The sequence below is a fragment of the Streptomyces sp. NPDC006384 genome, assembly GCF_042870695.1.
Lineage (GTDB): Bacteria > Actinomycetota > Actinomycetes > Streptomycetales > Streptomycetaceae > Streptomyces.
Genome location: NZ_JBIAHR010000004.1, coordinates 332,396 through 359,251, shown reverse-complemented (window position 1 = coordinate 359,251; position 26,856 = coordinate 332,396). Strand labels below are relative to the sequence as shown.

The window sequence follows — 26,856 nt, the reverse complement described above, 5'->3', positions numbered from 1 at the left end:
TCCCGGAGAGCCGGGCGGCCACTCCTCGCGAGCCACGACTGGCAGAGAGCTATCAGCCACACCCGGCCCTCCCGGGCCGCCTAACAACTTACGGAGAGCTATGAACACGACGGAACTCGCGTGGTTCAAGTCCAGCTACAGCGGCACACAGGGTGACAGCTGCGTCGAGGTCGCTGTCACCGATCAAGTCGTGTGTGTGCGGGACTCCAAGGACGTGACACGCCCTCACTTCGCAGTGGGCCGCGGGGAGTGGACGCGGTTCGTGGGGTTCTTGACGGAGGCGTGAGAGGCGCGGGCGCCGAGGATGTGCTGCGGGAGCGGTGCTGGCCGATCCCGCAGCACGCCGTGATCTCAGGAGTCCCGTTCCATCACCGCGGTCGCCGCCTCGATGCCGTTGACGACCTCGTACTCGAGATCGTCTATCCCGGCGTCCCGCGTCACTGCGGCGAAGTGCCTACGGGCCGAAGCGATCTTTTTTTGCTCTGCGGGGCGCAGCAGGGCCAGTTCGTTGACGTCCTTGGTCTCGAAAACGATGTAGCGGCTGCCGTCGGTCCGTTCCACGGTCAGAGCCCAGTCAGGGTTGTAGTTCCCCAGAGGGGTAGGGATGACGAACGACGGCGGAAGCTTGACGAAAGTCTTGACCTCGGGGCGCTGCATGAGCGCGAGCGCGAATTCCTTCTCTGTAGTCGAGTCGATGATCAGGTAGCGGTACACGGACTTGTTCTCGAACGAGACCGCGTTGCCGTCCGCGTCCGTGACGATGTTTCCTCCAGGGCCGGTGTAGCCGGCGAGGTCGGCCTGGTGGAACAGGCTTATCGGGTAACGGCGGTCCTCTTCTGGGCGGGAGGCGTCCACCAGCTCGTAGCGCACCCCTTCGACAAGGAAGTGCTCCTTGGTGAGATTGAGTAGGCGGCCCACCTGGTCGATGTACGCCTGCGGATTGTTCCGGAACTGTGCGAGAGTGCCCGACTCGGTGAGGACATGGGCGAGCGTGGCACGGGTCAACTGGGTGCGGTCCGCGAGAACGGACAAGATGTCGGGCAAGTCCTCACTGTCCGCATAGGTGACGTCCGTGCGGCGTGCGGTCGCTGCTTCGGCCGTCAGACCGCTCTGGTCTATGCGCCGCACGCGGTGCGTGAGCCACTCGCCGCGGCGCTTGGGCACGGGGGGCATGGTCCGCAGCTCCTTGACCATCGCGGCGCGCAGATCGGTTTCGTCGACCTCGACGCGGTATTCCGTGCGGTGCCGGATGCGGTTCCAAAGCTCCTGGAATTCAGGGCTGTCCAGACGTTCCTGGACGACGGGCACCGCGACGCGTTCACCGGCTTTCTTGACGTCGATCGGCTTGGCCAGACGCTTGATATGTCCGAGCACCGCCTTGGTGGCGGCCTCCGAGTTCACGGAGTCGCTAATGATCTTCGTGAGCTTTGCGTCGCCGGTCTGCACGGCTTCGCGCAGGCTGTCCTGCACCTTCCCCTTGGCGTCAACATACCCTTCGAAGAACAGAGCCTGGTACAGCTGCTGCGCGGCAGCTGCGCCCACAGGGATGACGCTGCTGTCCTCCGCCTTGAAGGTCAGCCGCGCAAAGCCGTCCACGGTGACAAGACCGAACCGGATACCCAAGTCGTCGGCCATCTCACGCTGAAGGCGCTCGGCGAACTCCTCGTAGGATTCGTTCGCGATCACGGTGAGGCGGTTGGTCTCGAAGCCGTGCACGCGGTTGCCGGACCCGTCCACGCAGAGGCGCAGGCCCCGCCCGATTGACTGGCGCCTCCACCGCTCGGTACCCATGTTTCTCAGGACACAGATCTGGAAGACGTTGGGGTTGTCCCATCCCTCCTGCAGCGCGGAGTGGCTGAAGATGAAGCGGATGGGGGTGCCGGGCGTGGTCAGGCCGACCTTGTCCCGCATGATCTGCTCGTAAGCCAGACCAGCCTGCTGGCGCCCCTTGTCGGTGGTCTCCTTGGTGTCCACCAGAACTTCACCACCGCCCTTGCGGCGGTCCACGGAGAAGTACCCCTGGTGAGCTTCCTTTGCGACTTGTTCGGCGGGGGAGTCGCCCAGCAGGGTGTTGAACTCCGGATCGGAGGCGATGCGCGTGTACTCCTCCTCGAAGATCCGCGCATACTCGCCGGGAAGAGCCTCCCCGTTGGGGCCGTACTCACGGTACTTTGCCACGGAGTCGACGAAGATCAGGCTGAGTACCTTTATGTCGCGTCCGTGGATCGCGAACTCCTGCTCCTTGCGCAGATGCTGCCGGATGGTCTGAGCGATCATCTGGCGGGCCCGCTCATCGACGCTGACCTCGGCCCCAATGCTTTCGCCCACACCGAGCGGATGTGCGACGGTATCGAAGGAGATGCTCTGCTGCCCCTCGGCCGCGTTAATGGCGACCACCGTGAGGTCCTTGTACAGGTCACGCGCGGTCACATCGGCGAGGTTGCTGCGCGGCCCGGTGTCAACGGTGACGGCTTTACGCTTGAGCTCATTCCCCTCCTCGACGTCCGCCTCGACGCGGGCCGTGATCGCTCCAGCCTTACCGCGCTTCGCCCCAAGGAACTTGACGTAGGGGGTCGTCCCACTGGAAGACGTGACCAGCGAGTCGACCTCGATCTGCTTGACCAGCTCGTTCTCGTAGGCGGCGATCGCATCGAGACGGTAGACGAGGTTGGCTTTGTCGTCCTTCGGGTGGGTGGCCGAATAGCGCAGAGTGGCCAGGGCGTTGAAGTCCTCCAGCGCGCTGCGTCCCGCGCCCTTCTTCCTACCGTTGCCGGTATCCCCATACACGCTCTGGGGTTCATCGACGATGATGATCGGCCTTGTCGCCCGGATCAGATCGGCGGGCACCTCGAAGTCGAGGTCCTCGGCCGGCTGGTAGATCTTGTTGGTCTTCTTGTTGATCGACGCGACAGTGACGATCATGATTTCGATGCTCGGTGAGGTGGCGAAAGATCGGACTCGGGACGGGTTACCACCGTCGAACTGGAAGAAGTTCATTGGCGGGTTGCCGTACAGGGTCGCGAAGTGCTCACGCAGCATCCGGATGGACGTCTCGACACCCTCCTTGATGGCCACCGACGGCACCACCACCATGAATTTGGTGAATCCGTAGAGCTGGTTGAGCTCATAGATGGTGCGCAGGTAGACATAGGTCTTGCCGGTGCCGGTCTCCATCTCGATCGTGAAGTTCATCGAGTCCAGCGACGGCTCCGGGGCGAGACCGGTACGGTTCTGCACTTCGTGCAGGTTGGCGAGGATCGTCTCCCGATCAAGGTGCAGCATGTTGCCGTACCCAAGGTCGGACAGTCCTTCAAAGCCAGCGTGCGCGGATGGATGCGCGTGCACGGTGAACTGGGAGGCCATGGCCTCCTGCCCCTTAAACAGGCCTGTGACCGCGTCGATGGCCTGACGCTGGTATTCGAGGTCCGCGTCGAAGGAGAACTTCATTCAGATGCTCCGCAGCGTGGTGAAGCCGGCCTGCTTGAGCGCGGCAGCGAAGTTGAGCTTGGTGGCGGAGTCGACGAAGCCGGTATCGCGGACGACCACCGTCGTGTCCGCATCGCCGGGTTCCTCGTCACGCCAGGCCACCAGCGCCTTGGCGACCTCGTTTGCCCGGTCGATGGTGATGTCGGTGCCGAAATACGCGAACAGCGTGCCCGCCAGGTTGTACAGCGGACTGCCGGCGACCTCGCGTGTCTCCAGCGGCGTGGTCAGCTCCACACCCATGCGCAGCATCATCTCGACCAGCAGATCATCCGTGGTACGCCCGGTCACGAGGTTGTCCACAGCTTTGAGCAGATTGAGCTGGTCAGGCGTCCCATCCCAGACCTTCACATTGCTGGCTTCCAGTCGGTACGACCGGAAGCCAGTATCAATGGGGCGGGCGTCGGGGCTCTGCTTGGACGCGATCTGCTGGCCCGCACGGCGCAGGCGTTCGCGAGTGATGTCCGCGATCGTGTTGTAGCCATCTCTGCCTACGGGCTCGTCGAGCTGGACCAGGATGTAGCGACGGTTGCCACCGTCGTCAGCGTTGAGGTCCATTACAGCGTGGCCAGTTGAGCCAGAACCTGCAAAAAAGTCAAGAACTACTGCGTCAGGCTTCGAATCGGACACCGCACTGATCCACTTTGCGAGCACGGTGTGGTCCTTCGGGTACTCGAAGACTTCGCTGCCTAGAAGGCGGCGAAGATACAAGCCGGCGGCCGCCCGATCTCGCTCGAAGACGGGACGGATCGGCTGGTCCTCATGCTCATCCAGGAATCGTTTGTAGCGGGGACTCACTGTCTCGTCCTCGCCGAAGAGAATTCGACCTTCGGCAATCTTTTGTGCCATGGTCTCTCGGGAGTAGCGCCAACCGCTTGAGTGTCTACGGACGGGAAGTCCGGTTACCGGGTGAGGGAGATCATACATAAGATTCTCCCTAGGGTTTGGAGAGCTCAGGTTGTCTCGAGCGAAAACACGCCCGTTTTCGTCGATTTCTTTGTACCCGCGAGAACCTCCAAGCCCTTTAGCGATATCCTGAGGGGCGCTCCTCCACCAATTCTGCAAAGCCGCAGATGCTGCCGCGGGGTCATACCCGCTCTCTTCCCAGAGCTTACGCGCTACAGCGGCGACTTCAGTTACTCCTGCCTTCTCCTCAGTCCAGCGCACATCCTTCTGAATCAAAGCCGTCTTCGACTTCGCATAAATAAGCATGTAGTCGATTCCGGCAGAGGTGAACCTGGCATCGCCCCGTCCTGATCCCTGCCACACGACGTTTGCTGCGAAGTTCTCCGCCCCGAACACTCGATCCATCAAAAGCTTGAGACGCGCATGCTCAGTGTCATCAATGGCAACGATGATGACACCGGTCTCCTTGAGCAAATGGTGTGCCACAAGCAACCGCGGATACATCATGGACAGCCACGCCGAGTGCCTGGACGCCGCAGCCCTGCGGTCCTGTGCCCGGTCGGATCCGACCCCGGTCTGGAGGACCCCGTCTTCGTCCCGCTGTCCGGCCGCCGTCTCGTGCTCGGCCTGCGAGGTGACGCGCTTGTCATCGTAGATGAAGTCGTTGCCAGTGTTGTACGGCGGGTCGATGTAGATCACGTCGACCTTGTCGGTGTACCCGCGCCGCAGCAGCCGCAGCACCTCGAGGTTGTCGCCCTCGATCACGATGTTGTGGGTGTTGTCCCAGTCCACGGACTCCTCGGGCTTCGGCAGGAGCGTCCCTGTGGCAGGGAGGGTGGACAAGCGGCGGGCCTCGGCCATGCCGGGCCAGCGCAGACCGAACGCCTCGGCGGTCGTGGGGGCGGCGTTCTCACCCAGGAGGTCCCGGAGGGCCTCGATGTCGACGGTGCCGTCGACGACGGCGTCGGGGAAGAGACGCGCCAGTACGTCGAGGTTCGACTTGGCCTCGCCGGGGCCGGTCAGGTCGCCGACCGGTTCGAAGTCCAGGGTCACGGGTGATGTCTTCCTTGTGTGCTTTGGTAGTGATTTGCAAGCGGTTCAGGCGGTGTCCAGGTCGCTGTCGGCACTGTATAGGGTGCCTCTGACATGTCCGATCTGTGCACGTAGCCTCCGAGCCGCCGTGTTCAGATCGGTACGCTGTTGCTGGCTCTTGGTGCGTTTCGCCTCCCGCACGACCGTGATCAGTTCGCTCTCCAGGTCGGTCAACCGTCGGCGCAGCGCGACAGCGTCCGCCGCCCGCAGGGCAGTGCCGGCAGGGCGGCCGTCAGCGGCTGCGGTGCGCACCAGGTCGCGGTACAGCGCCCACATATCCGTGCGATCCAGTCGGTCCAGGTTGAGGGCGCCTGGTTCGATGCCTCCGACCGGCACCATGACGTGCGCGTCTATTACGGAGGTCGACCGAGTGGGGTCCGTGCGGCTGACATGGCTGAGTGCCAGCGAGAGGGCCGTGGCGCCGTCGGGCATGTGCGCGAACAGCACCACCGGCTTGGCCATGCTGCGGTGGACGAGTTCGGCCACGCGGGTCCTGTCGGATGCCGAGGTCTTGTCGGCCAGGAAGGCCTCCAGGACAGGGACGTCGACGACGGTGCGCTCACTGTCCTGGTACCGGGGCACCTGTATGGTCTCCGGGCGCAGAATGCCAACCAGGTGCGCCGAGGCCACCGCCTTGGTCAGTAGCCGGGCGTCGGCAGGGGCCTGGTCCTCGAACTGGGCCGCGAGCATCTTCTTCGCGACACGGTGCAGCTGCCGCGCCTTCTCGGGCAGAGCCAGCAGGTCGGCACCGGCGTACTCGTGGGGAATGTCACTCACGGCAGCACCGCCAGCCATGCGATCAGATCTACGGCTTCCAGACCGGGCGCGGCGGCCTCCGTACCCAGCTGCGAGGGGCCCGCCGAGAACAGGGAGGCCACCATGCTCTCCTCGGCCTTGCCGGAAGCGGCTCGGACCGCCACGTCCAAGAGGTCGCGATAGTGCTTCATGGACCTGCCTGACTTGGTCGCCCGGTCGAACTCCGCGAGGACGGCGGCGTCGGGGTCGGTGTTGCCCAGGCAGTGGTGGCGAAGGACGTCGAGGGCCAGCTTGGGTTCCTCGATCTCGTGGGCGAGGCTGCCGTCGTCGGTCACGTAGGCCAGTACGTAGGGCGCCAGCGGGTACCCCTCGGAGAAAGCGAACGCGTCGTCCCGCACGCGCAGGAGGAAGACCGCTCCAGGAGCGAGCCCTTCGTCGGTGAGGTTCTTGTCGAAGCGGGCGACGCCGAAGAGGGCCAGGGGCCACCCGGCGATCTCCTGAAGCTCTTCCCGCGCACGGGCAGCGGCGTCCATCCGGAAGTCGGAGAGCGTCAGGTCGGTGATGCTCAGACCGCCGGCGAGGTCCTCCATAGTGGGAGCGGCCTGCTGCATCTGCTGCAGCTGCTTGCGCCGGTAGTCGAGGTCGTTCATGTCACCGGACGTGACGTCCAGGACGTTCTCCTCACCGGTCGCGGAGACGTCCAGCAGGGTCATACGGCTGGACACGCGTGCTTCGAGGTTGATGTAGGTGTCCAGGTCCAGGTTGGGCCAGAAGTTGACGAGTTGGACACTTGTGTTGGTGGTGCCGAGGCGGTCGACGCGGCCGAAACGCTGGACGATGCGCACCGGGTTCCAGTGGATGTCGTAGTTGATCACCGTGTCACAGTCCTGGAGGTTCTGGCCCTCGGAGATGGTGTCGGTGGCGATCACAATGTCGATCTGGGGGTCGTCCGGATCGCCGTCCTTCGAGCGCGGTGAGAACGCGGTAAGGACGTCGACCATGTGGACGCGCTTCATCGGGAGGGTGGTCCGGGTGCTCTGTCCTGTGACGAGAGCCACCTGCACACCCAGTTCGTCACGCGTCCAGCGGGCCACATTCTCGTAGAGGTACTCGGCGGTGTCGCTGAACGCGGTGAACACGAGTGCCTTGCGGTTGCCGTCGTTGGTGGGGTGCTCGACCTTGTCGCGCAGGAACCGCTTGAGCTCGGCCAGTTTGGCGTCGCGGTCGGCGTCGACCGCCGTCACCTCGGCGAGCAGGCTGGCCACGGTATCCCGGTCGTGCTCGAGTTCCTGCCGCCACCGCACCCGGTCGATGTCGGCGAGGAAGACCTTGACGCTACCGCCGACGGTATCCTCGAACTGGGGGTCGTCCAGGTCGATCTTCTCCAGGTCGGCGAAACTGTCAATGGACGTTCCTTCTGCCCCAGTCGCCTCGTAGGCGTCGATGCTGGCGATCGCGCCCTCCATGGTGGCGAGGATCTTCTCGAGCGTCTTTCCCAGGGAGTTGACCGAGGACTCCAAGCGCTTGAGCAGACCCACGCGCAGCAGGTGGACCACGTTGTTCTCACGGTCGGTCTGCCGCCACACGCGTCGGCCGCCCGTGCGCACCCTCTGGTCGTACAGGGCCGCGTACTTGCTCTCGTGCTTGGCGCTGACGTATGAGGTTGGCTTGTAGGCGGCCAAATTCAGACGCAGGATCGACCGGTTGATCTCTGCCAGCGGGATCATCATGTCGGCCGTGTCGATGGGCGGGCTGAGGTTGATCGGAGTCAGGCGGGTGGGGAATTTCCCGACGTCCTTGGTGCCGTAGTACTTCTCGATGTGTTTGCGAGAGCGGGCGATCGTGACCAGGTCAAGCAGCCTGATGTAATCCATGCCGAGCGTGCCGACCAGGGACTTCGTACTTCGAGTGGCCGCAGGGAGGCGCTGCCACTCCTTAAAATGCCTCTGCGCCTTGTTCAGTGTGGTCTCAATACTTCTGATCCCGTCCGAGGCCAGTGCCCGGTCGTCTCCCTCGGTAGCGAACAGAACTTGGTTCTTCAGGTCGGCCAAGCGCGTGTTTACGGGCGTTGCACTGAGCATGAGGACTTTTGTCCTCACACCGGACCTGAAGACCTCGTCCATTAGGCGCTCATACCGGGTTGTCCGTCCCTTGACCTGAGGGTTGTTACGGAAGTTGTGGGACTCGTCGATCACGACAAGGTCGTAATTGCCCCAGTTGACGTTCGCCAGGTCGATGTCCCCCGACAGCCCGCCCGTCCGGCTGAGATCGGTGTGGTTGAGGACGTCATAATGGAAGCGGTCCGCAGCCAGCGGATTCCGCCTGTCGTTGCCGCGGTAGATAGTCCAGTTCTCCCGAAGCCGCTTGGGCGCCAGGACAAGAACACGGTCATTGCGAAGCTCGTAGTACTTGATGACGGCGAGGGCCTCGAAGGTCTTCCCCAGGCCCACGCTGTCGGCGATGATGCAGCCGTTATGCCGCTCGAGCTTCTCGATCGCGCCGAGCACGCCGTCACGCTGGAACTTGTAGAGCTTCTTCCACACGACGGAGTCGTAGAAGCCCGTTCTGCCGCGCTCGGTGGTCTCCTCGCCGGCTTCTTCGACGAAGTCCTTGAACAGGGACGTCAGGATGCGCAGGTAAACGGACTCGGGAGCTCTGTCCTCGAACAGGGACCGGGCAGCGTCGAGGAACTCCTCCTGGACAGCGGTGCTGGTCGCGTCGTCGTGCCACATCCGCTCGAAGCGGACCACGGATTGAGCCACCTTGTCGGCGTCCGTGCTCTCCAAGGGGAAGTACAGGTCCGGGGAGGCCACCAGACCGAGGCTCTCCGCCTCAAGGCCCGCACCGTCTACTACGTAGGGGAACGGGCCGTCGACGCTCGTCCAGGTGCCGCGTGTGCGTCGCTTCAGCGCCCTTGTCCGGAGATGTTCTTCGGCCCAGGTGACGAACGCCCGGGCGATTCGGTGCTGGTCCAACCGGGCGCGGTGAAGGTTTTCTTCCTCAAGACCGTTCAAGGCGAAGTCGTCGAGACTGTGACCGTGCAGGAGCAGACGAAGGTCGACGTCTGCCAACTCGTCCTGAAGCGCTTCGTAGACGAACACGGAGAAGGACTCCGACAGCGAGTCCAGGCGCGTGGCGCCGGTCAGGTGCTTGCGCAACCGGTCGATCGTGCGGCCCGCGTCGCTGGGGACCATGAAGACGGAACCTCCGAGGAGTGGATGTGGATTTAATGATGTAGGTGACACCAAGTGACTGGTGCTCGACATTGGGTGTTACCCAGGTGCCGCCTGCGGAAGCCGTTCCATCATCGGCTGCCCCTACTCGTACAGCCCCCAGTGCCAAGGCAGCTCCGCGTACGGCGAATTGATGATCGGGTTCTCGATCACTGCTGCCATGCTCTAGATATCTCCCTCACGCCACATCTGCGTGGACCGTACAGCCTGCCACCGACAATGACCCCATTCGTGCATGATCACGTAGCCCGCACCCGATGCTCCCCCCGCTCCAGCCGCCCCATGACCACCTGATGCGCCCGCCACCCGTCAGGGAACTTCGGCGGCACATCCAGGTACACCGGGCTGTTCCGCGGATGCCGGTCCAGCAGATCCCGGATGCCGGCGCGGGCGACCACGATGCAGGCGAAGCGGTGCCGGGACAGGAGAACGCACAGGCGGCCCGTCTCCAGGTGGAAGGCGGAGGCGTCCTGGCGGCCGGAGAGGGGGTGCCAGACGAGGGTGACATCGAACTCGCGGCCCTGGAGGCGGTTGGCGGTGTCCACGGTGATGCCGGTCAGACCGCGCGCCGCGAGGCGGGAGCGGACCGCGTCGGCCTGTACAGTGCGTGCCGCGCCGATCGCGATGCGCGACTCGGTCAGGGGGGCGCCGTTGACCAGCGCGCCGCGCTCCAGCAGCCGGGCCGCCGTCGCCGCGAGGGCCTCGGCGACCTCCGGGTCCTGGTCGAGGGTGTGGCGGGCGGGGAGCTCCAGGTGGCCCCAGCCGGAGGCGGCGGCCCGCGCGAGGACGTCGTCCAGGGGATTGGAGCCGTGCGGCAGGACGCCGTACGAGAGCACGCGCTCCTGTGCGGTCGTGCCGGGGACGAAGCGGTAGAAGGGGTAGAAGGCCTGCTCGACCAGGGGTGCCGCCGTCTCCGGGAGGCGCCAGGAGACGGGGAGCTGGTGGCGGACGAGGTCGGGGTTGTGGGCGAGGGTGACATCGACCGCGTTGCGCAGGGGGTCCCAGGTCAGGCCGTGCCAGCGGTCGGTCTCCACCGTGGCGAAGGGGTCGAGCTGGCCGGGGTCGCCGACGAAGAGGACCTGTGAGTCGTCCCGGGCGAAGAGCGGGGCCGTCGCCAGGAGGGCGTCCGAGCGCATCTGGTAGGCCTCGTCGACGATGGCCCACCGCCATGGCGCGCACTTGTCCGGGGTGACGTACGACCACTTCTTCGCCGTGGACACCACGACGGGCAGGTCGCGCAGGTCCGTGACCTGGGTGCTTCCGGTGACGTTCGGGTGCCGGGTGACGCGGGGCGGGAGGGTGTGGCTGCTGGCGTAGAGGCGGCCGATCGCCAGGCCGGGGTGTTCGCGCGCGATGCGGTCCACGAGGTCGTCGACCTGTTCGTTGGTCTGCGCGACGATCATGAGCTGGTGGCCCGCGGACGTGAGGTGTCCGGTGGCGCGTACCACCAGCGTGGACTTCCCCGCTCCGGGAGGTGAGTCCACGACTACGCCTCGGCCGGTCGCCGTGTCGAGGCTGGCCAGGATGGCGGAGACCGCCTGGTCCGCGCGTTCGCCGGGAGTGAGGGCTACGGGGGCCCCGGTGTCGGGGAGAACGGCGGTCATTCCCAGGTCTCCTCTGCGTCCTCGTCGGTCGGTTCGTACGGCTGGGGTGGACCGCCGTGGGTCCAGGGGGTGTCCTCCTTGTCGGGGAGGGACGACGGCATGGCCTTGGGGTTGAGCGTGGTGTACGTCAGCTCCTCGCCGATCTCGGCGAGGGTGCCGGGCGGGGCCGGGGGCTTGCGCTTCCGCTCGAAGCCGCCTTCGAGCTGGAGCACCACGGTGTGGGCGCCGTCGCCCTCAGGCCGGGCCTCGAGGATCCGGGCCCCCTGGTCCGGCCGGGCCGGGGACTTCACCTCCTTGCCGACCTTGGGAAGCTTGCGGACGTCGGTGCGCAGCGTGATCGTCGGACGCCACACGCGGGAGCCGGGACGGTCGCCGGGGACGAAGCGGTCCTGGTCCCTGGCCGTCACCGTCCCGGTGAACGCCTCGCCGATCAGCTCGTACTCCGCCATCACCAGCGGGTCGTCGTAGGCGCGCTCGGCCTCGAAGCGGGCGGCGGCGTCTTCCAGCCGGGCCAGGCGGCGGGCGGCGCCGACGGCCTGGTCGCGGCGGGCCTGCGGGTGGCCGTCGATGTCCAGGTACTCGGCGTACTCGGAGAACCAGCGGCGGTCCCGGGCCCAGCGTTCGGGGACGTGGGCGCCCGCAGGCAGGTCGCGGAGGAGCTCCACGCCACGCCACATCAGTCGCCAGGTGGGCAGCATCTGGCCGCGCAGCTCACCGTCGATCTGGCGGCCGACCGCCTCGCGGGCGCGGTCGCCGGGCGCCTCGTCGTAGCGGGTCATCAACTCTTGCAGGGTGCGGTCGAAGACCGGGTCCGTGGACGGGCCGGCCGGCGGCCACACCGTGGGGTCCTCCGCCTCGCGCGCCGCCCGCGCGCCGTCGCTGCCGTCCGGCGGGTCTATCCAGGCGACCAGGGACGCGAGGTGGGAGTCCTCCGAGGAGCTCTGGCCCGTGGCCCAGTGCGCGGAGAGCAGCCGGGTCATCGCGAGGAGCACGCCGGAGTCCGGGAACTCGGCCAGCTCGGCGAACCACGTCAGCCACTTGCCGAGGGCGGGGACGGACGGGTCGACCGCGTACGGGCCCTCGGTGGCGCGCAGCCTGGTCAGGCGGCCGAGCAGGCGCGCATAGGCGATGCCCTCACCGTTCGGCACGAGGAGCTGCGGGCCTCGCACGAAGCGCCGGCGTTCCTCCTTCTCCTTGCCGCGGCCGACGGTGTAGGGCTCCGTTTCGGTCCGGCAACCGTCGAGGTACGCCAGCAGCAGGGCGGCGAGGCGCTCGGCGAACCGGAAGCGTTCGGCGCGGTTGCGCGGCTGGCGGACGGTGAGCAGGGTCGGGTGCTCGGGGTCCGTGCCGGCGAGCGCGGCCAGCGGGGCGCACGCCTCTCCGGCGAGGGTGAGCGGCACCAGAACGAACGGCTTGTCGTCCAGGTGGTGGTGGCGGACGGTCGTCAGCGGTTCGGCGCGGCCGGTGCGGGACGCCGTGAGGGCCGCGACGGTGGACAGGACGCTCATGCGGCTCCCCGGCGGAGTCGGCGCAGCCGGGCGGCGGCGCGCAGCAGGTCGGCGGCTTCCGCCTCGGCCTCTCCCGGGGCGGCGACGCCGTCCAGGTAGTCGAGGGCGGTGCGGGTGGAGTCGATGCCCGGCAGGTCGTTGCGCACGCCGGTGCCCAGACGGGCCGGTGAGGCGCACGCGTCGGCCTCGTCGCGGCAGTAGCGCGCCATCTCACAGAAGGACAGGCACGTGGGCGTGTACGAGGCGTCCAACGCCTCTATCGACGACGCGAGTTCGTCCGGGCTCCGGGTCGTGTCCAGGGTCGCCGTCTCAGGGAGCTGTGCCGCGAGGTCCTCGGCGCGCCGCAGTCGCGAGAGCTGGAAGCGGAGGGCTTCGAGCTCCTGCCGGAGGTCGATCAGGCGTCCGTAGGGCCGGTTGGAGAAGTCCTTGGGGCAGACGAGCAGGAACTCGTGGGAGATCAGCTCGGTGGGCAGGCCGGCGGTCTCGAAGGCGCGGCGCAGGGCGAGGACGTACACGGCGGCCTGCTTGGCCGTCTCCGCGACGGCGGTCGGGTTGGCCTGGCCGTCGATCGCCGCGAACGAGCGGATCAGGACGACGTGGAACTTTCCGTCGATGCGGTGGGTGAGCGCGTCCGGCTCCAGGTACGCGGTCTGCCCGGCCACTTCGAGGGTGAGCACGGGGCGGTCGAGGATCAGCCGCACCTCCTGGTCGGACGCCACGTGCGTGATGAGGCGGCGGGTCTCCCGCTCGCGTACGTGCAGGGACGTGTTGCCCCCGACCTCGTTGAGGTCGGTGACGTGGGCCTCACTGACGGGGACGGAGAGCTGCTCGCGCAGCAGCCGGATGAGCTCGGCGTACGCGCCCCACTTCACGAGGCTGTGGAAGGCCTGCTCGCGGGCGAGGGCGAAGGGCGACTGACCGAAGCGCGGTTCGTGCCCGACCCGCTGGGCGAGTGTCGCCTTGTCCACTCCGGCCGCGTCGAGGACGGCGCGGCGGGCGCAGGCGGGATTGGCGGTCAGTGCGGTGATCTTGCGGGCCGTGTACGGCTGAGGCGGCCGGGGGCCGCGCAGCCGGGTGAGCCGGTCGTCGGGAGGGTCGGACTGCTGCGAGGGCATCGTCTCTACTTCGGGAACGTCTCCGGGGCCCGGCCGGAGCACGAGGCTCCGGCGTCGGCGCCGCCGGGAAGGGTCAGGGCAGGGTCCCGCTGGCGTCGCGCAGGGCGTCGCGCATCGGTGGTGCGCCGAACAGCTGCTGCACGTCGGCAAGTTGGGATCGGGCGCGTTGGGCGGCTGCTCGCCGTTGCTGGTCGTCCTCCTGTTGGTGGACGGCCGCTTCCGCCTGGGCGGCGGCGATCACGCGGGCGGGATCGGGCTCGGGTGCCGCGGCGTCGACGGCGCCGGGGATCGTGAGGGCGAAACGGCGCAGCAGCCGCCAGGCCGCGTCCGGGGTCGGATGCCCCGCGGTGGTGAGCCGCTGGATCTGCTCGGCGGTCCCGACCGCGTGGGTGAGGAAGTCGGTGCGCGGACTGAGCGGGCCGATGATCCGCCGTTCCACGGGCCAGGTGGACAGGGCCAGGAGTCCGCGGGCGGGGACGAGCCGGTCGTGGGTGAGGGCCGCGCAGATGTAGTACGGGCGGGCATAGCCCTGCGCCGTGAAGGAGCGTTCCTCGTCGCGACGGAGGGACGCGAGTTTGGTGGCGACCAGCGGCTCGGTGAAGAACGCCTCGTACGTGGACGAGATGAGCTTCGGGGAGGCGGGGGCGCCCAGCAGGGTCAGCGACTGGTGGACCTGTTCGCGGACCGGGATGGCGCCCTGTGTCGGACGCTCCTTCCGGCGTGGTCCGCTCGCGGTCGTCGGTGTCTGCGGGGCCGGAGGTCCGGTCAGGAGTGCTTCGGCGTCGGGGCCCGCCTCGGATTCGAGGGCCCGCTCCCACGCCGTTTCGGCCTCGCGCAGGGCGTGGCGGATGCGTCTGATCTCGGCCTTGTCCCGTGCGCGCACGGCACCGCGCAGCTCGGTGCGCAGGTGGGACAGGCGCTGCTCGAGCTCCTCCAGTGATGCCGCCATGCGGGGCAGCCTAGCGTAAGAACCAACCTGTGCCAATAACTTCCAATGACTTCCAAGATTGCTGCTACGGTCGAAAGCGGTGGCGCACCCGGCCGGACCGAAGGGTGCCGCCTGTCCGAAGAGGAGGGGGAGGCAGTGAGTCACGACACCGCATGGCGCAGGCCGCACTGGCTGACGGGGGACGACGGCCTCGTCCGTGTCGGGCCCGGTACGGGCGGGAGCGAGGAGCACACCTGCCCCTCGCACGCCGCCGCCAAGGCCCGGCCCGGTCTCCGGCCGGCCCGGCCGCTTCGGCTGCCGAAGCCGAAGCTCGAGACGTTCACCCTCGGGCCGGTCATGGACGCCGTCGACCGGATCGAGTTCCACGGGGAGACCCCCGACCAGGCCCTGGCGGGGCTGCGCTCCCGCACCCCCGCCCTGCACCCCGGTCACCTGACGTACGCCGAGCACGCCCTCCGCACGTACCTGGAAGCCTGCGCCGACGACGGTGGGCGAAGGCTGCGGCCGGTGCGCCCTTACTGGGTGGCGCAGCGGGAGAACGGCAAGTTCTGGGAGCTGTACGCCTGGTGGCGCAGGTACGAGTCGGCCGACGGGCGGCTGCGCGAGTACCGGCGACTGCGGCACGGCGAGGCCAAGGACTCCGAACCCGGCGAGATCGCCATCGCCGTGTACGTCGCCGTGCACGGGCGTCAGGCCCCCTGGCCCCGGAAGTGGGCGCACGCGTTCCAGCCGTCCGGACCGGCCGTCCGCCCCGAGCGGGTGCGTGTCGTCGAGGTCGGGCTCGCCGGCGGACGGCCGCGCGTGCAGTTCGACGGGACGGCCGAGGAGGCCGAGGCCTACTACGCCAAACACGGGCACGCGCACGTGGCCCGTGTCGTGGCGGGCGGCGGGCCGGTGCCCGGTTCGTCCTGCGTCGACTGCAAGCAGTTCACCGGATGCGAGGCCGTGACGCGCAGCCCCGGCGTCCTCGGACTCTCCTCGCGGGTCTCACCGCTGCGGAAGGTGTCGGTCAGCGATCTTCGGTACCACAGGAGCTGCCCCGCACAGGGATTCCTCCGCGCCCTGCACCTGCCGAAGTCCGACGAGTACGGCAGTGCCGCCAGGCTCGGCCAGGCGGTGCACGGCTGGATCGAGAAGCTGCACCGGCGTCCGGGGTGGCCGCCGTGCACGGTCGGTGACATGCCGCCCGAGGGTGAGAACTGGACAACGGAGGGACGCTGGCGGGTCTGCGACGAGGACGCCGCCACCGGTCGGGACATGCTGGTCCACCATGTCGACGCCTGCCCCTTCCAGGACGCCGCCCTCGTCCAGCGGGTCGAGCCCGAAGCCCTCCGGGCCGTGCACGACACGGCGGCGCAGGCCCTGGTCATCGCCAAACCCGACCTGCTCTACCAGGAGGACGGATCGTGGGTGTGGCGGGAGCTCAAGACGACCCGGAAACGGCGTCGCCCCGACGAGGACCTGCTCGACGTCTACCCCCAACTCGCCCTCGCCGTCACGCTCCTGGCGCAGGGCGCGCTGGGCGGTGACCCGGACGGCTCGCGCGTCGAGGTGGAGATCCTCCGGCCGGACGGCTCCGATCCGCACGTGATCGACCCGGCGGACCCCGTCCACCAGCAGAAGGCGCTGTCGGTTCTGCGGCGGTACGCCGGCCCGTGGCGGGAGGACGAGACAGGGGACGCCCGTCCCGGACCGCATTGTCGGACCTGCCCGGTATCACGGTGGTGTCCGAGCGCCGCGCCCGACGGCGCCGTCACGGAAGAGGGGAAGGCATGACGTCGACGACCCGCACCGGGGACGGACGGTCCGAGGGGGCCGCCGACACGGACGAAGCGCTGCTCCGCCAGATCGCCAGTGCCCTGGCGTGCCTGTCCCGGCAGCGGACGGTGCCCAACCCGGTCTACCCGGCCAAGGTGCAGAACGCGTACAACCGCCTCGTCCTGCACTGCCTGCGCCGCGGCGCGGAACCGCCGGGCAGTGTGCCGCAGATGGTCCGCTGGGCCTGCGAGCGGCCCCTGGCCGAATGGCCGTTGGAGCTGCCGCCCGAGAACTTCCCGGGCACGGCCCTGCTCGTCGATCCGGAGACCCGCCTGCCGTACCAGCTGTGCCTGGAGTGGGAGGTGAGCGCGGCCGACCCGGCCGCCGAACTCTTCGAGAACGCGCGCATCCGGGAAGCACTCGCCGTGTGCCGTGCGGCGAAGGCACCCCAGGCGTACACCGCGTTCCGGGCCCTGCTCACCTCCAGGCCCGTACTGACCGGGGCCGAGCTGGCGCTGCTCGGCGGCGATCCCGGCTTCGGGATGCTGCTGCACGACGTGATCAAGCGCTGCTACGAGCCCGTGCCCGCCTCCTACCTGCGGCATGGCACGTATCGGCAGTGCGCCCGTTGCCGGTGCCTGATGGTGCCGCTGCTGCACGGAGGCCACCGGTGCGAACTGGACCGGTGCCGCCGCGACGGCGTCTCGGACGAAGGAACGCCGCTCCGCGCCGACAAAGGCGGGCTCCTCCAGCTCAGCCGTCCCTTGCGGATGTTCGTCACCAGCCCCGGGCTCGCGGAGACCGATCTGCAGGCCGCGCTGAAGAAGAAGTTCGGAATCACCGCCGAGATGTGGCCCAACTACGACGCCTACGACCTGCGCGTCCCCCTGCCGGGGCGACGGCACTGGGCGGTGGACGTCAAGGACCGGGTGAATCCCGTTCTCCTGGCGCGCTCCCTCACGCCGTTCAGGAACGAGCCGCCCTACGACCGGGCGTTCCTCGTCGTGCCCCGGTACCGCTTCCGTGAGAACGAGGCGTACGGGCGGCAGTTCCGCCGCAACCTGCCGGAGGACCTGGCCGACCGGGTCGTCCTCCTGGACGACCGGGCCTTCCTGAGGCTGGTCGCCGAAGAGATCTCCGTCCCGCGCGACAAGGCGGGGGACCCGCGTGCCGAAGGAGGACACCGTGCGTGACCGTAGGGGATGGCACCGGCGCTGCTCACCGCAGCAGCTCAACGAGGTGTGGCCGGCGAACCTCGGCAGTTTCCGCCCGGGTGACCTCCTCGACGTGGAACTGGGCCTGTACCTCCTGCAGGACGTGACGCCCACCCGGACGGCCGCCGACGTCTGGCCGCTGCTGGGCGGCTACCCGTACAGCGAGGTGTTCGGCGACGTCCGCACCGAGGAACAGCGGCTGCGGGTGCTGCGCGCCCGCCACTACCTGTGGGACATGCGGCGACGGCACGCCTGGCGGGAAGCCCTGGCCGACTACCTGAAGGTCCCCCAGCACCTGCGCGGATACGACGTCGACGGACCCGATGCCGTGCCGCGCCGCCGTGAGACGTCGCGCGCCGGACGCCGGTTCGAGGTCTTCGAGGAACTGCTCAGCACCCCGCCACGGTTCGCGACCCGGTCCATTCCCTTCGCCGAGGCGGGGGAGCACACGTTCCGGGTGCAGGACCGCACCCACTCCGTGGTGTTCGACGAGGAACTGCTGACGGACACCCTGCCGCGCGCCCACGCCCTCGACGCGCCACCGGCCGGGCTCGGAGAGCCCATCGACGTCACCTGGGAAGAGCTGGAGAAGGCCGCCGGTGAGATGGACGCCGTCGAGGCGACGGTGCCGGAAGGGCCGCACAACGGCTGGGCCGGGCGGCTCCGGCGGGTGAAACTGCTCGTGCGCGACACCGAACTCGGCCGATTCACCCAGCAGGGCCGGTTGAGGATCGACCGGCTGCTGCACCTCGTGGGAATGGTGGGAGCCGGCAAGTCCACCCTCCGCGACATCCTGACTTACCACATCGTGTCCCGGTCCCCCCGCCGGGTGACCATCGTCGTCGGCGACGTCGCCGAGATGCTCGCCGTGGTGGACCAGTTCGACCGGCTCGGGGTGCGGGCGGCGCCGATCCTCGGGCACTCCACCCGGGAACGCAACATCAACCGGCTGCACCGGCGTACCGCGACGGCAGGCGCCGCCACCATGCTCGGGCACGACCACGCGGGCTTCGCCCACCTCAGCAGCGCCTGCCCCGTCGACGTGCTGCGCGGCCTGGAAGCCCGCCGGCCGCTCGGCATCCGCGAAGCACCGTGCATCACGCTGTACACCGTCCCCGAGCAGGAGACCACGGACGGCGATCCCCTCCTCGACGACGAGGACCGGACGCGGCACGACGCGCGAGGCCCGAAGCCGCAGCGGAGACTGTGCCCGCTGTGGAACCGCTGCCCCCGTCACCGTGCGGCTCGTGATCTGGTCGACGCACAGGTGTGGGTCGCCACCCCGGCCGGCCTGGTGCACAGCTCCGTCCCGCTGCACCAGCACCAGGAACAGCTCCGCTACCTCGAACTCGCGTGCCGGCTCAGCGACCTGGTCATCGTCGACGAGGCGGACCGGGTGCAGATGCAGCTCGACACGGCCTTCGCACCGGCCAGCACCCTGGTGGGCAAGGCCCCGAACTCCTGGTTCGACGAGGTCGCGGTCCACAAGTTCCAGCAGATGGCCCGGGACGGACGGCTCCAGCTGTCCGCCCGTGACGTCGACGACTGGACCAACGCGGTCAACACGGTCAGCGCCGCCACCGACCGCCTCTTCGCCCTCCTCGTCAAGGACGACAAGCTCAGGCGGTGGATCAGCGTCGACTACTTCAGCGCCTTCACCCTCCACAACCTGCTGCTGGACAGCTGGTTCCCCGGGCGGAAGGAGGGCGAACGCCCGGTTGTGGCGGCCCGGACGCTGGACGATGCGCTCGGCCGGTTCCGCGACGACCCGTTGCACGAGCAGCAGAGCGAGGGTGACGACGACGAAGTGACACCTCTGGTGAACACCTTCGTCCACCTCACCCTGGAACTCCTGCACGCGCCCCGGGGAGCACGGACGCGGGAAAGGCTGCGCGACACGCTCACCGGCATCGTCGGCAACGACAGCACGGTACTGGCGGACGCCGACCTCCAGGCCCGGCGTTTCGAGTTCACCCTGCTCCTCGCCGCACTGCACAGCCGTCTCGACTTCATGACCACGCTGTGGCCGCGCGTCGAGGCCGCACTCAATCTCGAGAGCGCCTCGAACGTGCTCTCCCGCAGGCCCCCCAAGGACTACGAGGCGGTCATCCCCGAGTCGCCCATGGGGAATGTGCTCGGTTTCCAGTTCCGTCACGACGATCGTGAGCGCGACGGCGACCGCAGTGGTGAACTCCGCTTCTTCCACTGCAACGGTGTGGGCCGCGAACTGCTGATGCGGCTCGGTGACCTCTGCGCCGTGGACGGCCGCCCGGGCCCGCACGTCCTGCTCATGTCCGCGACGAGCTGGGCCGGCACGTCGAGCAGATACCACGTGCACGCCGAGGTCGGGGCGATCCTGCGTCCCCATGACGAGGAGGTCGAAGCCGTGCTGGGCAGCGAGTTCCGCAAGGAGTTCCTGTACTGGCCCGGGAACGACCGGCCGAGGCCACTGCGCCTGTCCGGATGCGACCCCGAAGAACGGCCGCAGGCCCTTGTGCACATGCTGCACCAGCTCGCGGTGCCCGACCGCAGTCTGCCCGACGCCGAGAGCATGCTGGACACCGAGCTGAAGGAGATCGACGACCCGGACCGCCGCCGCATCCTCCTGCTCGTCGGCAGCTACGACGAGGCACGCCGGGCAGCCGAGTACCTCAACCAGATCCCCGAGTGGAACGGCCGCGTCACCCGGCTGGTGTCCGACGACGCGGACTCCGACACCGCCTGGACCCGGCTGCCGGAGAACGCCGCCACCCGGTCCCTGCCCCGCGGCGACGTGAAGGCGTTCCCCTCGGTAGGGGGTGACATCCTCGTCGCGCCGCTCCTCGCCGTGGAGCGAGGACACAACATCGTCCTGCGCGGCGGCAAGGCGGCCATCGGCACGGTCTACTTCCTGGCACGCCCCCACCCGCGACCCGACGACATCTCACTTGCCATCCAGTCCATCAACGACTGGGCCGTACGCCAACTCCGCGACGCCGACGGCTCCTTCCGGCAGAGCGCGCTCGCCGCCGCCACACCCGACCAGGCGGCGAAGGCGTTCCGCAGCCGCGCACGGCACCGGTGGAACCGCTTCCTCACGCGGCGCCTGGCCTGGTCCAGCCTGCGTGACGAGGAGAAGGAGGCGTTCACCTGGGATCAGCTCGTCGTCATGTGGCAGGTCATCGGCCGGCTGGTACGCGGCGGAGTGCCGGCCCGGGTGGTCTTCGTCGACGCGGCCTTCTCTCCCCGGGAGGCCGGATTCCAGGACGCGGACACCCCCGACACCAGCCTGCTGGCGAGCATGCGCGAGGTGCTCGCCCCTTACTTCGAGGACGGGAACACGGCGGAGCACGCCCCCGCCCCGATCGACAAGTCCCTCGTCCGCGAGCTGTACGAACCGCTCTACCGCGCCCTGGTGGACATGGGCTGACGGCGTCCGCCACCAGACATACCCGCGACGTGCCCGCGTCGCGTCCGACACTTCACGCCTTCCCGAGGAGAACCGGCACCATGGCCCAGTACCAGTACAACCGTCCGGCGGCGTACCTGCACGACCCGGCCCAGGGACCCTTCGTCGTCCCGATGCACACCCTCTCCCTGCCCTCCCACTGGGAGGAACCACTACTGCGCCTCCACCACGGCGGAATGACCGAGGCGCAGGCCCAGCGACGGCGCCGCGTCCCCACAGCGGCGGTCAACCAGCTGATGCGCGCCACCGCGCCAGACATCGTCACGGTCGACTCCACGGCACGGTTCGGCTCCGAGAACCCCTGGCTGTACTGCCAGAACGCGTACCCGACGGCGGTGACGAACCTCTACATCGCCACCTGGCTCAAGAGCCTCCAGCGCGATCCCGACGCCCCCGAGGCCGCGGCCCTGCTGATGGACTGCTTCCGTGACCTGGACACCGTGGGCCTCGACTGGTGGCCCGGCACGGTCGACCTCCTCGAGCAGAAACTGTCGCCCGCGGGCACCGCTGTACCAGCCCCGCACGTGTACCGGCTGCTTCCCGACGTCCTCGCCGAACGGATCGCGCGCCAGGCACCGTACGAACACCACGGACAGCGGTTGTCGTTCCGGCAGGTCGCCGGCCGCACGGGTGCCCGGGGGCAGGGAAGCGGGGGCGCCGAGCTGATGTCGGACGTGATCGAGTACGTACCCAGGCGGCGTGGTGGCGACGACGGCAAGCCGGCCTACTACGCGGCGACCCTCCGCATCACCGTGCGCACCGTTCCCTTCTCACCCGTGCCGCGCGTCCACATCGCCGCGGGCGTGCGTCGGTTCGTCACCGGCAAGGTCTACATGCCGTACGGCAAGGGTGTGTCCGCGTACCTGCTTCCGGACGACTCCCTCGTTCACGGCGGTCCCCGGCCGCAGCGTTTCGCGGTCGCCATGCTGGAGTGGAAGAACGGCACCACGGACTGGCGTCAGGGCGGAGCGGAGGGAATGCTCACCAGGGTCAGCGCGCTCGACGCGCTGCCGTCCCCGGACCGACTCGTGAAGGAGGCCGACCACTGGATCCACGGCCGGGACGGCATCCGGATCGCGATCGGGCACCAGGCGGCCATGGGCAGGCACACCATCGGCACCGGCCTGATGCCCAGCGAACGCCGACGGCTGATCGAGTGGGCGGAGCAGGCGATCGCTCCCGAGTTCGTGCCCGTTCCGAAGCTCGAGCGCAGTGCGTACACACGACCGCCGAAGAAACAGCTCGAGAAGCTGCCGTCCGTTCCCAGGAACAAGGAGAAGAAGGATCCCGCGGACCTCGCGGTCATCCTGGAGAAGCGTGAGCTGACCGCCGCCCACAACGCTCAGGTCCTGCGGGCACGCCTGGCTGAGGCGCTCGAAGGGGAGGACTTCACCGCGGTCGTGCTCCACCAGAACGACACCATCCGCGATCAGCTGATCACCGCGGCGGAGACGGGCCTGGGACTGGCCGGTCACCGGCGTGCGCAGGGCCCCGATACCTGGGTGTGGGAGGCGGAGGAGCTGACCGTCCGGCTGCACGCACGCCCCCTGGGCGCTCTCGGCGCACCGCTGGGAGGCGACGACGTACCGCGCCGGGGGCAGGAACACGACAAGGCCATCGAGGAGCGCCGCACCGGTGTCGCGCGGGCCATGGCCACTCTGCGGGAAGCCGTCCCCGGGGTGCGGCTGGCCTTCGTGGAACTCGACGGCCAGGACGCCTTCCGCCACGCCAAACGGCGGGCCGACCCCAAGCACGCGATCCGTCTCGGTTGCGCCGACGCAGGCCTGGTGACCCAGTTCATCCGTCCCCCGGACCTGGGCGCGGACGCCGAGGAGGCCCTCGCCGATGCGGGTCTGCGGGCCGCTGCGGCCTGGTCGGACGGCTTGCGTCAGACCGGTGTACGGCTGGTGCCCCAGCACACACTCGGTGACGAGCTCATCCCCGCGGAGCTGAACCAGGTGGCCTTCCACCTCGTGGAACGCCGCCTCGACGGCCCCACGGGCAAGCAGCAGTTCACGCCGATCGCGGTGCTCATCCGGCCGGGCGCGAAGTGCGTGCTGGGGAAGTCGGCCGACATGCACGAATGGGTGCCGTACCCCGAACTCCTCAAGTCGTTGACGGGACGGGTCGAAGGCAGGAAGAACAGCGCGGAGCAATCGGCACTCACGGCGGCCTTCGTGAAGAAGACGCTCGCGCAGCTGCGCAGCGCTCCGACGCTTGTCCTGGTACACGCCCAGGACGTCCGGAAGCGCTGGCCGTGGCTGCGGAACGACGGCCTGGAACAGGACAGGCTCGGCTTCGACGGAGGCCCCATCCAGCGGATTGTCAAGTACGGCAAGCAGCTGCGCATCGTCCGGATCGCCGACGGCAGCCGGGACGAGACGGCACAGTGCTGGGCCGAAGTCGAGGAACGTCATCCTGAACTGGAGGGCAAGCAGAGCGGCGGCATTGCGATGGGGCTGTGGCGGCCGAGGGTGGAGGGTGACTCCGACCGGGTCTTCTACAGCACGATCGGCAAGTCCGGCACGCAGTCCAAACTCACCAACGACGACGCCAAGCTGACCCCGCACACCAACCCGTCGGGTAAAAACGCCTACCGACCGACGGTGAATGCCTGGAACCCGGACCTCCTCGAACTGACCGTGGCCTGCCTCCAGCCTGGTGACGACGCGGAGGCGTGGGCGGCATTCGTCCATCAGCAGCGTTTCAGCGAGGACTACCGCGCCGGTCGTGAAGGCCTGGCTCTGCCCCTGATCCTGCATCTTGCACGACTCGCGGACGACTACGCCCTGCCGCACGAGATCGAGGAAGTGCTGGATCCCGTTGCGTCTCCTCAGCTCCCTGCTGCGATGAGCGCTGCGTCGTCGGACCAGTTGGCCTTCGACTTCGATCTGGATGACGCCGAAGATGACGAGTGACCCGAAGGTGTTGATCGCCCTGTTTTTCAGGGCCCGCCGTCGTCCTCGACGAAGACGATGCCGACCTGGAACACTACTGCCGGTCACCCAGGGCCGCAGGGCGCTGACGGCCAAGTGCAACGGCCCCCGGACCTGGTTGTCCGTCAGCCGTTCCACGGGCTGACCGGAGAGTGGCGGGTGTGGGGTGCGGTAGTCGCCGCTCGGTCGCCGCACCGCACGTCCCGCGTCAGGCCCCCGGCCCCAGCGACCGCCGGGCCACCCGCGACAGGTGCCGGGTGAAGACCTCACGGGCGTCGGGGGTGAGGGTGCGCAGGGCCACCATCGCCGTGATGACGACGTCGCACAGTTCCGCCTCGACGTCGGACCAGGTGTGGGTGACGCCCTTGCGCGGGTTCTGGCCGGTCGCGCCGATCACGGCCTCGGCGACCTCGCCGACCTCCTCCGACAGTTTCAGCATGCGCAGCAGCAGGCCCTCGCGGCCGCCGACGGGCTGGTCCGCCTCCAGCCACTTCCACAGGGCGTCGACGGTGGTCCAGGGGTCGGTGGCGGGGGTGCCGTGGTGGTCGTCGGTCATGCGGGGCAGCCTGCCACGGCGGCCGGAGGGGCGGGGCGGCCGAGGCGCCCGGCACGTCAGTCGAACAGGGGTTCCTGCTGTCCCTCCGCCGCCCTGCGGACCCGCCTGTTCCGCGCCCCCACGATCACCGTCGTGGCCGCCGCCGTCACCGCGAAGGCCGCCGGGACCATCCAGTTGCGGTTGACCGCGTGGCCGAGGGCGTGGTCCAGGGAGAGGCGGCCGGGACCGGTGACCGCGAGGCCGGCGGCGGTCAGGCCGAGGGAGGCCGCGTACTCGTAGCCGCCGGACTGGGCGAAGAAGCCGTTCGGCGTGTGCACCGCGGCGGCGCCCGTCATCGCGCCGGCCGCCGCCGCGCCCGCGGCCGGGGTGGCCAGGCCGAGCGCCAGCAGAAGACCGCCCCCGGCCTCGGCGAGGCCCGCCGCGGTCGCGCTGGCCCGGCCCGGCGAGTAGCCCATGGCCTCCATGGCCTGACCGGTCCCCTCCAGCCCCCCGCCGCCGAACCAGCCGAGCAGCTTCTGCGCGCCGTGGGCGGCCAGGACGCCCCCCGTCCCCAGACGGAGCAGCAGCAGTCCGAGGTCGCGTCGGTCGTAGCAGGTCATGTCGGCTCCTTCGGCAGAACGTGCGTCGGTGTCCCCTCCTCGCGTTCCCACCGTCGCACCGCCCGCACCCGGGCGGCCCTTCGCGCACGCCGTTCGGGTGGCGGGGCGAGGGGGCCGGTGTTTCGCTGACCGGTATGACGATCCAGACCGCCCGACTCAGCGACCCCGCCGTCCGCGCCTTCGTCACCGCCGTCAACGCACGCGACCGCGAGGCGTTCCTCGCGCTGCTCGCGCCGGACGCCACGATGGCCGACGACGGCGACGACCGGGACCTCGCCCAGTGGATCGACCAGGAGATCTTCTCCTCCAACGGCCACCTGGAGGTCGACAGGGAGTCGAACGGCGGGCGCTCCCTCATCGCCCGCCACCGCAACGACGCCTGGGGCGAGATGCGCACCCGGTGGAGCTTCACCGTGGACGAGGACGGACGTATCGCGCGGTTCGAGACCGGGCAGGCGTAGTACCCCCCGTAGTGCCGCAAATGTCGCAATAGCTCCGCCGCTCCGCGCCGCCCCGCGACACGTCCCCGTGTACGCGGCAGCCGCTCCGTCCGCCGGTGCGGGCCCGCGGTGCCGCGGGACCCACCCCCCTCCGGTGGACGGAGCGGCTGCCGCCTTCCCCCCTCGATATGGCCTGCGGAGGTTCTGGAAGGCCGACGCTCCGGGTGTGAAGCTTCGGTGAAGGAAAGTTGAGCACACGTCAGCCATCGGTCGCAAGGGCGCGAACCGAGATCGCGGACTTTTGTATTCCGGTTGCGCGGGGCGCCGACGGTGTGCCAGGAGCCCTGCCCGCGCGGCCCGTTCAGCCGCGTCCGATGTACGGCATCGTCGTCGCCATGACCGTCGCGAACTGCACGTTCGCCTCCAGCGGCAGCTCCGCCATGTGCCGCACCGTGCGCGCCACGTCGGCGACGTCCATCACCGGCTCGGGTGCCGTCTCCCCGTTGGCCTGGAGCGCGCCGGTCTGCATGCCGGCCGTCATGTCGGTGGCCGCGTTGCCGATGTCGATCTGGCCGACCGCGATGCCGTAGGGACGGCCGTCCAGGGACAGTGACTTGGTCAGGCCGGTCAGTGCGTGCTTGGTCGCCGTGTAGGCCACCGAGTGCGGGCGCGGGGTGTGGGCCGAGATCGAGCCGTTGTTGATGATCCGGCCGCCCTGCGGGTCCTGCTCCTTCATCTGCCGGTACGCCGCCTGCGCGCACAGGAACGCCCCGTTGAGGTTGGTGTCCACCACGTGCCGCCACGCGTCGTAGGGCAGGTCCTCGACCGGCACGCCGCCCGGGCCGAAGGTCCCGGCGTTGTTGAACAGCAGGTCCAGCCGCCCGAAGCGGTCGCGCACGGCGGAGAACAGGGCGGCCACGTCCTCGGGCCGTGACACGTCGGCCCGTACGGCGAGGGCGGTGCCGTCGGGGACGAGCGCGGCCGTCTCCTCCAGGGTTCCGGTGCGGCGGCCGGCCAGGGCCACCGACCAGCCCGCGCGCAGCAGTTCGGCGGCGACCGCGCGGCCGATGCCGGAACCGGCACCCGTGACCACGGCGATCCTCTCCCTGCCCGTCATGCCGTCCCTGCCCGTCATGCCGTCCCTGCCCCTCATGTCGTCCCCGCTCGTCATGTCACCCGTCCCCTCGTCGGTGCTTCTCACGGTGTTCATGAGGCGGCAGCGTACGCGTGGGGGAGCGGCGGGCGATCATGCGGAACTC

17 protein-coding genes are annotated in these 26,856 nt (G+C 68.8%); 6 read left to right on the top strand and 11 right to left on the bottom strand.

What is annotated here, in order from left to right; translation table 11 throughout:
- Positions 1-100 precede the first annotated feature (100 nt).
- The gene (locus tag ACFYOJ_RS07590) at positions 101-286 is read left to right on the top strand and encodes a DUF397 domain-containing protein (protein WP_356555553.1); all 186 of its coding nucleotides are present in this window, start codon (positions 101-103) and stop codon (positions 284-286) included.
- Between the two features lie 65 nt (positions 287-351).
- Here ACFYOJ_RS07590 and ACFYOJ_RS07585 read toward each other — a convergent pair whose 3' ends face one another.
- The 8 genes from ACFYOJ_RS07585 to ACFYOJ_RS07550 all read right to left on the bottom strand — a co-directional run bounded on the left by ACFYOJ_RS07585 (position 352) and on the right by ACFYOJ_RS07550 (position 14,646).
- Positions 352-3,447: a DEAD/DEAH box helicase family protein gene (locus tag ACFYOJ_RS07585; protein ID WP_356555541.1), complete on the bottom strand. Its 3,096-nt coding sequence runs from the start codon at positions 3,445-3,447 to the stop codon at positions 352-354.
- Entirely contained in the window at positions 3,448-5,442 is a 1,995-nt protein-coding gene (locus ACFYOJ_RS07580; RefSeq protein ID WP_356555539.1) for a site-specific DNA-methyltransferase, read from the bottom strand. It abuts the gene before it with no gap.
- A gap of 45 nt (positions 5,443-5,487) precedes the next feature.
- Entirely contained in the window at positions 5,488-6,258 is a 771-nt protein-coding gene (locus ACFYOJ_RS07575) for a DUF4391 domain-containing protein (protein WP_356555538.1), read from the bottom strand.
- Positions 6,255-9,431, bottom strand: a complete 3,177-nt coding sequence (locus ACFYOJ_RS07570; protein WP_356555536.1) for a helicase-related protein — start codon at positions 9,429-9,431, stop codon at positions 6,255-6,257. Before ACFYOJ_RS07570 ends, ACFYOJ_RS07575 begins: the two co-directional genes overlap by 4 nt.
- A gap of 278 nt (positions 9,432-9,709) precedes the next feature.
- The gene (locus ACFYOJ_RS07565; RefSeq protein ID WP_356555534.1) at positions 9,710-11,074 is read right to left on the bottom strand and encodes an AAA domain-containing protein; all 1,365 of its coding nucleotides are present in this window, start codon (positions 11,072-11,074) and stop codon (positions 9,710-9,712) included.
- Positions 11,071-12,582 (bottom strand): hypothetical protein, encoded by a 1,512-nt coding sequence (locus ACFYOJ_RS07560; RefSeq protein WP_356555532.1) that lies wholly within the window; start codon positions 12,580-12,582, stop codon positions 11,071-11,073. Before ACFYOJ_RS07560 ends, ACFYOJ_RS07565 begins: the two co-directional genes overlap by 4 nt.
- Positions 12,579-13,697, bottom strand: coding sequence for a hypothetical protein (locus tag ACFYOJ_RS07555; protein ID WP_356555530.1), 1,119 nt, complete (start codon positions 13,695-13,697; stop codon positions 12,579-12,581). Before ACFYOJ_RS07555 ends, ACFYOJ_RS07560 begins: the two co-directional genes overlap by 4 nt.
- 73 nt (positions 13,698-13,770) lie before the next feature.
- On the bottom strand, positions 13,771-14,646 hold the full coding sequence (locus ACFYOJ_RS07550) for a hypothetical protein (protein ID WP_356555528.1): 876 nt from the start codon (positions 14,644-14,646) through the stop codon (positions 13,771-13,773).
- 135 nt (positions 14,647-14,781) lie between these two features.
- On the opposite strand from ACFYOJ_RS07550, the gene ACFYOJ_RS07545 reads away from it, so the two are divergent.
- From ACFYOJ_RS07545 to ACFYOJ_RS07530, 4 genes are all read left to right on the top strand, one after another.
- Positions 14,782-16,422, top strand: coding sequence for a PD-(D/E)XK nuclease family protein (locus ACFYOJ_RS07545; RefSeq protein WP_356555527.1), 1,641 nt, complete (start codon positions 14,782-14,784; stop codon positions 16,420-16,422).
- Positions 16,419-17,597, top strand: a complete 1,179-nt coding sequence (locus ACFYOJ_RS07540) for a hypothetical protein (RefSeq protein ID WP_356555525.1) — start codon at positions 16,419-16,421, stop codon at positions 17,595-17,597. The genes ACFYOJ_RS07545 and ACFYOJ_RS07540 overlap by 4 nt, the downstream gene beginning before the upstream one ends.
- The gene (locus ACFYOJ_RS07535; RefSeq protein ID WP_356555524.1) at positions 17,590-21,027 is read left to right on the top strand and encodes a signal recognition particle; all 3,438 of its coding nucleotides are present in this window, start codon (positions 17,590-17,592) and stop codon (positions 21,025-21,027) included. Before ACFYOJ_RS07540 ends, ACFYOJ_RS07535 begins: the two co-directional genes overlap by 8 nt.
- 80 nt (positions 21,028-21,107) lie before the next feature.
- Positions 21,108-23,984: a pPIWI_RE module domain-containing protein gene (locus tag ACFYOJ_RS07530; RefSeq protein WP_356555522.1), complete on the top strand. Its 2,877-nt coding sequence runs from the start codon at positions 21,108-21,110 to the stop codon at positions 23,982-23,984.
- A gap of 226 nt (positions 23,985-24,210) precedes the next feature.
- Here the strand turns inward: ACFYOJ_RS07530 and ACFYOJ_RS07525 are convergent, their stop codons facing one another.
- On the bottom strand, positions 24,211-24,558 hold the full coding sequence (locus ACFYOJ_RS07525) for a MazG-like family protein (RefSeq protein WP_356555521.1): 348 nt from the start codon (positions 24,556-24,558) through the stop codon (positions 24,211-24,213).
- Positions 24,559-24,614: 56 nt separating this feature from the next.
- A complete protein-coding gene (locus ACFYOJ_RS07520; protein ID WP_356555519.1) occupies positions 24,615-25,157 on the bottom strand; it encodes a DoxX family membrane protein in 543 nt (180 codons plus the stop codon).
- 134 nt (positions 25,158-25,291) lie between these two features.
- Here ACFYOJ_RS07520 and ACFYOJ_RS07515 point away from each other — a divergent pair, with 134 nt between their 5' ends.
- A complete protein-coding gene (locus ACFYOJ_RS07515) occupies positions 25,292-25,618 on the top strand; it encodes a nuclear transport factor 2 family protein (protein WP_356555518.1) in 327 nt (108 codons plus the stop codon).
- 340 nt (positions 25,619-25,958) lie between these two features.
- On the opposite strand, the gene ACFYOJ_RS07510 is transcribed toward ACFYOJ_RS07515, so the two are convergent.
- Entirely contained in the window at positions 25,959-26,714 is a 756-nt protein-coding gene (locus ACFYOJ_RS07510) for an SDR family oxidoreductase (RefSeq protein ID WP_388596302.1), read from the bottom strand.
- Between the last annotated feature and the right edge of the window lie 142 nt (positions 26,715-26,856).